Below are 9885 nucleotides of genomic sequence, written 5' to 3' on the forward strand. Positions count from 1 at the left end.
ACCTATCTTTTGTCAATATTTTCTGCGATTTTATTTCCAATAAATTGTACAATTTGCACAAGAATTATAATTACTATTACTGCTGACCAAAGTATGAGGGGTTCATTTCTTTGGTAGCCATACCTGTTTGCCACATCTCCCAGTCCGCCGCCACCCATGACACCAGCCATGGCAGAATAACCAATTACATTAATAAGTGTCATAGTTATTCCACTGACAAGCATAGGCATTGCCTCTGGTATTAAAACTTTAAAGATAATTTCTTTATTACTTGAGCCCATGGACTTGGCTGCTTCAATTATTCCTTGATCCACTTGAATAAAATATCCTTCCATTAACCTTGCCACAAAGGGAGCGGCTGAAAGTGAAAGGGGAATTATCATTGCCGCTGTCCCATAGGACTTGCCCACAATCAATCTTGAAAGTGGAAATACAACTATCATGAGGATTACAAAGGGAAAGGACCTCAAAACATTTATTATTCCATCAAGTATGGAATAGACTTTTGCGGACTCATTGAGACCGCCTTGCCTTGTGTTGGTCAAAACTATTCCCAGGGGAAGACCTATTAAGAGGGCAATAATTGTAGATGCCAAAACCATAACTAGGGTCTCTGGAATTGCTGGTAAAACTATATCTATTATTCTTTCCATTTAAAGCACCTCCACATTTACCTTGTTTTCTTTTAAAAATTCAATTGCCTTTTTTCTCTCTTCTTCCTTGCCAAGAATCTCAACCGTAAGATAGCCAACGCTTGAAATATTTAATTTGTTAATATTTCCTGAAAGAATGGATACATCAACATCAAATTTTTTCACACAGTGGGAAAGAATTGGCTTGTCATAATTGTCGTCGGCATAGGATAGTCTCAAGACATCGCCCTTGTAGTCAGCTCCATTTAAATAGCCTTCATCAACTTCATCTTCCAAGTTCTTTATAAAAGACCTTGTCACAGAAGTTTTTGGATTTTTGAAAAGTTCCTTGGTTTCATTTTCTTCGATGATTTTTCCAGCCTGCATTACAGCAATTCTGTCACAAATTTCCTTTGCCACTTCCATTTGGTGAGTAATCATAATTATTGTCATGTTGTATTCTTTTACAATTTTTTTCAAAAGATTTAAAACAGATTTAGTATTTGCCGGGTCCAGGGCTGAAGTCCCTTCATCTGAAAGAAGAATTGAGGGATTTGTGGCAATGGCTCTTGCTATGGCTACTCTTTGCTTTTGTCCACCAGATAATTCAGATGGATAAGAATTTTTCTTTTCCTTTAAGTCTATAAAATTAAGTAGCTCATCAACTCTCTTATCAATGTCACTTTTACTTACTCCAGAAATTTCTAAAGGAAAGGCAATATTTTCTGCCACTGTCTTTTGCATAAAGAGATTAAAATATTGAAAGATCATTCCAATATCCTTTCTCGCAGCCCTAAGTTCCTTTTCATTTAAATTAATAATGGACTTGCCGTCAATTATAATTTCACCACTGGATGGCTCTTCTAGTCTATTGATACACCTGACAAGAGTTGACTTGCCAGCTCCAGAAAGGCCAATTACTCCATAAATTTCTCCCCTATTTACTTTGAAAGAAAGGTCATCTAGGGCTCTAAAAGTTCCATCTTCACTTTTAAAATCCTTAACTAAGTTTTTTACTTCTATCATTTTTCCTCCACTAAAACAAAAAAAGAGCCTTCATCCCTAAGGACGAAAGCTCGTGTTACCACCTTAATTTATCACTTTCTCACGAAAGCGACCTCTTCAAGTACTATCATACTCTACTTCTATAACGGGAAGACCCGTAAATACCTAATATCGATATTTCCTAGAGAAGGCCATGTTCACATAAAACTCATCCACTTCTTTCACCACACCGAAGCTCTCTTTGCTCAAAATTTTAAGTTACTCTTCTTCTCAAAAAGTTTATTTATTAATTGTTTTTTATTATAAGATTAAGAAAAATAAAAGTCAAGACTTTTTGTTAAATTATTAAATTTTTTATATCATCTTCAACATTTGTAATGCCAGCAATATTAAATTTCTCCACTAAAACATCTGTAACATTAGGAGATAAGAAGGCTGGAAGACTTGGACCAAGGTGAATATTTTTTACACCAAGTGAAAGTAATGCAAGTAAAACTATAACAGCTTTTTGTTCATACCATGCAATATTGTACACAAGCGGAAGATCGTTGACAGATTCCACTCCAAAAGCATCAACTAGGGCAAGGGCAATTTGAATTAGTGAATAAGAATCATTACATTGACCTGCATCTAAAACTCTTGGTATACCATTGATGTCCCCTAGATTTAATTTGTTATACCTATATTTAGCACAACCTGCTGTCAAAATCACTGTAGACTTTGGAAGTTTTTCTGCAAATTCTGTGTAATACTCTCTATCAGCCATTCTTCCATCGCAGCCAGCCATGACAATAAATTTTGTGATGTCGCCATTTTTTACAGCTTCAATAACCTTGTCAGCAAGTTCCATGACTTGACTGTGAGCAAAACCACCTACTATACTTCCCTTTTCAATTTCTTCTGGAGCCTTGCAAGTCTTTGCAAGTTCAATTATTTCTGAAAAATCCTTGTGTCCCTTTTCGTCTTCTTCAATATACTTGCAACCAGGATATCCTGCAGCACCAGTTGTAAATAATTTGTCTTTATAGGAATCCTTTGGAGGCACTATGCAATTTGTCGTCATTAGTATTGGTCCATTAAAGGTTTCAAACTCATCTCTTTGCTTCCACCAGGCGTTGCCATAGTTTCCCACAAAGTTTTCATATTTTTTAAAGCTTGGATAATAATTTGCAGGAAGCATTTCTGAATGAGTGTAAATATCCACGCCAGAATCCTTGGCTTGTTCAAGTAGCATTTCAAAATCCTTTAAGTCGTGACCAGAAACTAAAATTCCAGGCTTATTTCTCGTGCCAATATTTACATTACTTATTTCTGGATTGCCATAAGTCTTTGTGTTTGCCTTATCAAGTGTCGCCATAGCAAGATATCCCATAGAACCAGTTTCAAGAGTAAGTGCAACTAATTCATCTAGGCTTTTTTCTATTAAAAGTTCAGCCATTGTAGTTAAGATAAAATTATTTACCTTCTCACTTTCATAGCCCAAAACTTTTGCATGTCTCGCATAAGCAGCCATGCCCTTTAGTCCGTAAGTTATTAGCTCCTTTAAACTTCTTACATCTTCATTTTCTTCAGCTAAAATAGAAACTTCGCCTGAACTTATTTTTTCCTCTATTTCAGAAAAATCCTTTGATGACCACTTTGCAGCATGGCTATAATTTTTATCTTCTCTCATAGAATTCATCAGATCAACAGTCTCTATAATTCTATCTTTAATTTGCTCATCATCAAAATTTGCATTTGTAATAGTTGTAAATAGATTTAAAATAACTCTGTCCACAACTTCTTTATTTTCCCTTCCACTTTTTACTGCAATTTCAGAAAGTCCCTTAGAAATCCAAATCAAAAAATCTTGCAAATTTGCAACTTCACTTGTCTTTCCGCAGACACCTCTTTTTATGCAGCCAGAATTTTTAAAAGTCTCTTGACATTGAAAACAAAACATACTCATAATTATCCCACCTTTTAAATTTGTAAGTTCTAACTTCTAAAATAATTCTAATAAAAAAATTAATAACTTTCTGTTGCATATGCAACATTTAAAAATTTTATCTACAAATTAAAAAAAAGACCCATGCAAGCATGAGTCAAAATAGGTGTATCAATGAGGATTTATTATCTTAAGCTAGTGAATTTATTTTCCTTCACTGGCAATTATTTCGTCAATTTTTTTATATAGTTCATCAATTTTTTCTTGTGAACCCACACTTATGTTGTCAATAATTTTTCCGTCTCTTCCAATTAAAAGAGTTGTAGGAAAAGCTGTCAAGTTTTTGAGGTAGTTGTCTATTTCTTCAGAAGGTTTTACAGCAAGATTTGGATACTTAACTCCCTTTGCTTCAATAATTTTTTCAGCCTCTTCTTTAATTTTTTTATCTTCATAAGTGTCAAGGCAAATTGACATAACCTTTACATTTTTGTCCTTTAATTCTTCAGAAATTTTTTGTAGAGTAGGCATTTCGTCTATGCAGCCCTTGCAACCTGTAAACCAGATGCTCATTATTGTAACAGGGCTGTCTTTAAAGACATCACTAGTTACTTCGTTTCCCTTAAAATCTACTGCGTCAAATTTTGGGAAGGCATCTCCACTTGATGCAGTTGGTCCTGCTGGCGCCTTGCTTGTGCAAGCAGTCATGGCAAGTGCCAAAAACAAAAGCACAAAAATTTTACTAATATTCTTAAAAATTTTATTCATATCTTGCTCCTTCTTCTAAATTATTGATTTTATTATTTTTAAATGAGGTGGAAATCGCTGATGTTGGGCAAGCTTTGATGCAGTCACCACATCTTATGCACTCCAAGGCTCTTTGATTTTTTGACATATCTACATCCATTTTGCAAATTCTCTTACATTTTCCGCATGATATACAAGAATCATTTACATGGTATTGATAAAAAGAAAATTTATTAGTTAATGCGTAAAAGGCGCCAAGTGGGCATAGGTATTTGCAAAAAGGTCTGTAAAAGAATATTGAGAGTATGATTATTAGGGCGAGAATGCCTGACTTTAGCAAAAATAAATTGCCAAGGGCTCCCCTTATACTTTTACTTGCCAGTGAAAGAGGAATTCCTCCTTCAAGTATTCCCTGTGGGCAAAGGTACTGACAAAAGTATGGAGATGCAATTCCCAACTCATCTGTCAAAAATACTCCAAATAACCAAACTACAAAGACCAAAATTAAATACTTGGTGTACTTTAAAAAGCTAAATCTTCTAGTGCTAAATTTTTTCGATGGAATTTTATGAATTAAATCCTGAAAAAAACCAAAGGGACACAAAAATCCACAAATAAATCTTCCAAACACAGTTCCAAATAAAAGCATGAGGCCCGTCACATAGTAGGCAAAATTAAATTTTGACGACCCTACAACAGCTTGAAAGGATCCTATTGGACAAGATAGAGCTGCTCCTGGACAGGAGTAGCAATTTAGTCCTGGCACGCAGGCAGCTTTAGTCTTTCCTGTATAAATAGTTCCCTTAAAAAAATTTGGAATATGTATATTTGTCAGTAGAGCAAAAGATCCCTGCACGAGATTTCTTTTTTCTCTAAATTTTTTAAAAAGATTATTTAACTTATCCAATCCCAACGCACTCCAAACATATTCTTATAGCCTTTGAAAGCACTGTATCAACTTCTGACCTATAAGCTCCCCAAAAAATAAAGGCAATGGATAAAATCAACATCGCGTATGAAAATTTTCTGTTTACAAATTCTTTCATATTCTCACCTCACAGTTAGTATAGCATTTAAGGTGTAAAGATTATGTTAAGAAAAATTTATTTTCTTAATTTTCTTAATTTTTTTTTAATTTTTTTGAAAAAATTTTTGGAAAGATTAATTTATTTCTTGCCCTAAAAAATCTTTTAAGTCTTGATTATTTCATATTTAGAAGTATATTAGTCTATCTTATTGGTATGAAATCGTTATTCTTTTTTAAATTTATTTTTGTAACTTATTAACATAATAATGAATAAATACTTCACAAAATCATTTAAAAACAGTATAATTGACTTAAAGGTAATTTAAGTTTTTTATCTACATATTATTAAAATAGTTTTGAAAACGATATTATTAATGATTTACCTTTAATTCTACTTAAGGAGGCTGATGTTAAAAACATATAAGTAATAAAATTCGTAGAGAAATCTTGTTTTATTTTTTGTTAAATTTGAGGAGGTATCTATGGAAAACAAAAATTTAAAACCTAAGGCTAATGGTGCAGCACTTCTACCTTTTATAGTTTTCGTGCTCGTATATCTTGCTACTGGACTAATTCTTAACGCCATGGGCGTTGAAATGGCATTCTATCAAGTAGCAGCACCCGTATGTATTTTACCAGCTATTATTTTGGCATTTATTATGTTTGAAGGTTCTATGGACGACAAGTTTAACGACTTTGTTCGCGGTTGTGGAGACGAAAACATAATAATCATGTGTCTTATCTACATATTAGCTGGAGCTTTCGCAACAGTTTCTAAATCTTCTGGCGGAGTTGACTCTGTTGTAAACTTTGCACTTTCTCTAATTCCTGTACAATTTGTTACAGCTGGAATTTTCTTAATCAGTTGTTTTATTTCTATCTCTACAGGAACTTCAGTAGGAACTATTTCAGCTGTTGGACCTATCGCTGTTGGCGTTGCTACAAAGGGTAACCTTCCACTACCACTTGTTCTTGGAGCCCTTGTAGGTGGAGCAATGTTCGGTGATAACCTATCAGTTATTTCTGATACAACAATAGCTGCAACAAGAACGCAAAATGTAGCCATGAAGGATAAGTTTAGAGCAAATATTAAAATTGCACTTCCTGCAGCTATTATTACTTTTGTAATTTTATTAGTTGTTGGAAAACCTGAAGGCGAAGTTGAACTAGGCGATTTGAGTTATAATTTTATACTTATAATCCCATATCTTTTCGTATTAATTACAGCCCTTGCAGGAATGAATGTATTCTTAGTATTAACTAGTGGTATCGTCCTATCAGGTATAATAGGCATCTTCACTGGCGGACTTACTATGATGACTTTTGCTCAAAATATTTTTGATGGATTTAGTGGAATGTTTGAAATTTTCTTACTATCACTATTAACTGGAGGACTTTCCTATATGGTATCTAGTAACGGTGGTATTGAGTGGCTAGTTCAAAAAATCAGAGGCTTTGCTAAGGACGTTAAATCTGCAGAAGTTTCAATTGCTCTTTTAACTCTTTTAACAGACGCTGCAACTGCAAACAACACTGTTGCAATTATCATTGACGGCCCTGTTGCCAAAGAAATTTCAAGGGACTTCAAAGTAGACCCAAGAAGATCTGCTTCCTTCCTTGATACATTCTCTTGCGTAATGCAAGGTATAATCCCTTACGGTGCACAAGTTTTAATCGCAGCTGGACTTACTAAAGAACTAGGAGCCCTAGCTGTATCCCCTGTTCAAATTATACCTTTCCTATGGTATCAAGCACTACTTGCTGTATTTGCAATAATCTCAATCTTTGTTAGATTTGCAGATCCAAAAACTGGCTGGGATTTTGAAAATGATGTGCCACTAGAAGAAAATAAGGCAGCAGCAAAATAATTTAAGGGAAAAATTTTAGATTTGTTTAATTAAGAAAAAATTTTAGATTTATTATTTTAAGAAAAGGAGATATTTATGAACAGTAAAGACGAACTAAAGAAAATGCATTTTGAAACTAAGGCAATTCACGGTGGATACGAAAAGAACAAATTTGGCGCATTAGCTACTCCAATTTATCAAACATCTACATTTATATTTGACAATGCAGAACAAGGCGGTCGTAGATTTGCCTTAGAAGAAGACGGCTATATCTATTCAAGGCTTGGCAACCCAACAAACGAACAAGTAGAAGAAAAAGTTGCACTACTTGAAGAAGGCGAAGCTTGTGTATCTGCAGCATCAGGAATGGGTGCAATTACATCAGCAATTTGGCCATTCGTAAAATGTGGCGACCACATGATAGCAGCAAAGACTCTTTACGGATGTACTTTCGCTTTCTTAGAACACTCAGTATCAAAAATGGGCATAGAAGTTGATTTCGTTGATATTACAAATGTTGACAACATCATAAATATAATGAAAGAAAACACAAAAATTGTTTACTTAGAAACACCAGCTAACCCTAACATGGACATTTGCGACATAGAAGAAGTGGCTAAGAGAGTTCATGAAAAGAATAAAGACTGTCTAGTAATCGTAGACAACACTTATTGTACACCTTACATCCAAAGACCACTTACACTAGGAGCAGACATGGTAGTTCACTCTGCAACAAAATATTTAAACGGTCACGGCGATGTTATTGCTGGCTTTGCAGTTGGTAGAAAAGAATTAATCGACCAAGTAAGACTAGTAGGAATTAAAGACTGTACAGGAGCTGTACTTGCACCATTTAACGCTTATCTAATCCTTAGAGGAATGAAGACTCTTCAAATTAGAATGGATAAGCACTGTTCTAATGCAATGAAAGTTGCAGAATTTTTGGAAAAACATCCAAAAGTTAAAAGCATCCAATACCCTGGACTTAAATCCTTCAAATATTACGATGTAGCTAAAAAACAAATGGCACTACCTGGTGCAATGATTGCCTTTGAAATCGAAGGCGGAAAAGAAGCTGGCGCTAAACTTATGAATAGCGTTAAACTTTGCACACTTGCAGTATCACTTGGCGACGCAGAAACACTTATCCAACACCCTGCTTCAATGACTCACTCTCCTTACACAGCAGAAGAAAGAGCAGCAGCAGGCATCTCAGAAGGCTTAATTAGACTTTCTGTTGGACTAGAAAATGCAGACGATATAATAGAAGACCTAAAACAAGCTTTAGATCAAATCTAAAAAATTTAAGAAAAGATTACAATAAACTTTTAAAAAAACTTTTAACTCAAGAAGTAAAAACCCTAAAGTTGATATCATTCAACCTTAGGGTTTTTTAAATTATTATATTTATGAAATTTATTGTAAAAATTATTTATTAAAACTTTCCCTCTTACTTCTTCTATAGCCGAGAAAAGCAATTAAAATAACCACTACAAAATATTTAATAAGGGTATTTCTTCTGTCCTCATTTTTTTCAGACTTGACATCAATTTTTAAAGGATCTTTTTCTAAATCAATCTTAAGCAAATTCTTGTATTTATAATTACTAGCCACAGTATTAATTGATTTATCTCTAGTCATAAAATCGTCGTCAAGATTATATCTATCAAAGAAAATAGATTTAGAATAAATAAACACATAAAATTCATCATTTTTTAACTTATAAATATATAACTTGTTATAATTAATGTCCTCCTTTAACTTTAGGGAGTAAATATTAAAATTTTCTTTTTCAAGACTTAACTTATTATTATTTTCAATATCCTTCTCTATTATAGTATAAATTTTATTGCCATTTAGAGTAAAAAATAAAATAAAGATAATTGCAGCAAGGTAAAATACTAAATAAAATTTTTTCTTCAACATAGATTTCCTCCAACATTTTTTAATTATAACATATTTATTTAACAAGTGAAAAATGTGAGTTAAAAACTTAGAAAATAAAAAAATCTGTAGAATAAGCCTACAGAATAAAAATGGTGACCCATGCGCGATTCGAACGCGCGACACCTTGATTAAAAGTCAAGTGCTCTGCCGACTGAGCTAATGGGTCAGAAAAATAAATTTTCAATAAAAAATCTGTGATAAACACAGATTAAAAATGGCGGAGAGGAAGGGATTCGAACCCTTGTGGGCTTGCACCCTAACGGTTTTCAAGACCGCCCCGTTATGACCACTTCGGTACCTCTCCACAAATATAAAATTTTAAAAATGGTGACCCATGCGCGATTCGAACGCGCGACACCTTGATTAAAAGTCAAGTGCTCTGCCGACTGAGCTAATGGGTCATATATTAATGGCTGGGGTGGCAGGACTCGAACCTACGCATGCCAGAGTCAAAGTCTGGTGCCTTACCGACTTGGCTACACCCCAATGCTATTTAGGTTTGGCGCACCTAGGAGGATTCGAACCCCCGGCACACGGATTAGAAGTCCGTTGCTCTATCCTACTGAGCTATAGGTGCTTATATGGAGCGGGTGAAGGGAATCGAACCCTCGCAACCAGCTTGGAAGGCTGGGGCTCTACCACTGAGCTACACCCGCATGAGTAAATTTTGAATTTTAAATGGTGGAGGAGAGTGGATTTGAACCACTGAAAGCTAAGCTAACGGATTTACAGTCCGTCCCCTTTGGCCAACTCGGG

Annotated in this window: 9 protein-coding genes and 6 tRNA genes; 2 read left to right on the forward strand and 13 right to left on the reverse strand. The window is 34.5% G+C overall.

The genetic code is table 11. The annotated features are described in order from the left end of the window. Positions 1–2: 2 nt before the first annotated feature. The 6 genes from WMO19_RS07855 to WMO19_RS07880 form a co-directional block, all read right to left on the reverse strand. Positions 3–653: a methionine ABC transporter permease gene (locus WMO19_RS07855; RefSeq protein ID WP_349171210.1), complete on the reverse strand. Its 651-nt coding sequence runs from the start codon at positions 651–653 to the stop codon at positions 3–5. Continuing rightward, positions 654–1658: a methionine ABC transporter ATP-binding protein gene (locus WMO19_RS07860; protein ID WP_349171212.1), complete on the reverse strand. Its 1005-nt coding sequence runs from the start codon at positions 1656–1658 to the stop codon at positions 654–656. 316 nt (positions 1659–1974) lie between these two features. Further along, a complete protein-coding gene (gene hcp, locus WMO19_RS07865; RefSeq protein ID WP_349171223.1) occupies positions 1975–3579 on the reverse strand; it encodes a hydroxylamine reductase in 1605 nt (534 codons plus the stop codon). A 189-nt stretch (positions 3580–3768) separates the two neighbouring features. Continuing rightward, positions 3769–4329 carry a TlpA family protein disulfide reductase gene (locus WMO19_RS07870; RefSeq protein WP_349171214.1) on the reverse strand — a complete coding sequence of 187 codons (561 nt, stop codon included), beginning with the start codon at positions 4327–4329 and terminating at the stop codon, positions 3769–3771. Next, positions 4322–5215 (reverse strand): 4Fe-4S binding protein, encoded by an 894-nt coding sequence (locus WMO19_RS07875; RefSeq protein WP_349171216.1) that lies wholly within the window; start codon positions 5213–5215, stop codon positions 4322–4324. The genes WMO19_RS07870 and WMO19_RS07875 overlap by 8 nt, the downstream gene beginning before the upstream one ends. Next, positions 5208–5354, reverse strand: coding sequence for a CD1871A family CXXC motif-containing protein (locus tag WMO19_RS07880; RefSeq protein ID WP_168162838.1), 147 nt, complete (start codon positions 5352–5354; stop codon positions 5208–5210). Before WMO19_RS07880 ends, WMO19_RS07875 begins: the two co-directional genes overlap by 8 nt. 463 nt (positions 5355–5817) lie before the next feature. Here WMO19_RS07880 and WMO19_RS07885 point away from each other — a divergent pair, with 463 nt between their 5' ends. After that, entirely contained in the window at positions 5818–7203 is a 1386-nt protein-coding gene (locus tag WMO19_RS07885; protein ID WP_349171218.1) for a Na+/H+ antiporter NhaC family protein, read from the forward strand. Positions 7204–7278: 75 nt separating this feature from the next. Continuing rightward, the gene (gene megL, locus WMO19_RS07890; protein WP_019125922.1) at positions 7279–8481 is read left to right on the forward strand and encodes a methionine gamma-lyase; all 1203 of its coding nucleotides are present in this window, start codon (positions 7279–7281) and stop codon (positions 8479–8481) included. A gap of 129 nt (positions 8482–8610) precedes the next feature. Here the strand turns inward: megL and WMO19_RS07895 are convergent, their stop codons facing one another. The 7 genes from WMO19_RS07895 to WMO19_RS07925 all read right to left on the reverse strand — a co-directional run bounded on the left by WMO19_RS07895 (position 8611) and on the right by WMO19_RS07925 (position 9785). Then, entirely contained in the window at positions 8611–9108 is a 498-nt protein-coding gene (locus tag WMO19_RS07895) for a hypothetical protein (RefSeq protein ID WP_349171220.1), read from the reverse strand. Between the two features lie 111 nt (positions 9109–9219). Next, a tRNA-Lys gene (locus WMO19_RS07900) sits at positions 9220–9295 on the reverse strand. Between the two features lie 49 nt (positions 9296–9344). Continuing rightward, positions 9345–9433: transfer RNA gene (locus WMO19_RS07905), tRNA-Ser, on the reverse strand. A 21-nt stretch (positions 9434–9454) separates the two neighbouring features. Further along, positions 9455–9530, reverse strand: a tRNA-Lys gene (locus WMO19_RS07910). Positions 9531–9539: 9 nt separating this feature from the next. After that, positions 9540–9615, reverse strand: a tRNA-Gln gene (locus WMO19_RS07915). 14 nt (positions 9616–9629) lie between these two features. Beyond that, positions 9630–9706, reverse strand: a tRNA-Arg gene (locus tag WMO19_RS07920). A 5-nt stretch (positions 9707–9711) separates the two neighbouring features. Continuing rightward, a tRNA-Gly gene (locus WMO19_RS07925) sits at positions 9712–9785 on the reverse strand. Positions 9786–9885: the final 100 nt, after the last annotated feature.

The organism is Peptoniphilus hominis (ex Hitch et al. 2025) (genome assembly GCF_040096015.1).
Lineage (GTDB): Bacteria > Bacillota > Clostridia > Tissierellales > Peptoniphilaceae > Peptoniphilus_A > Peptoniphilus_A hominis.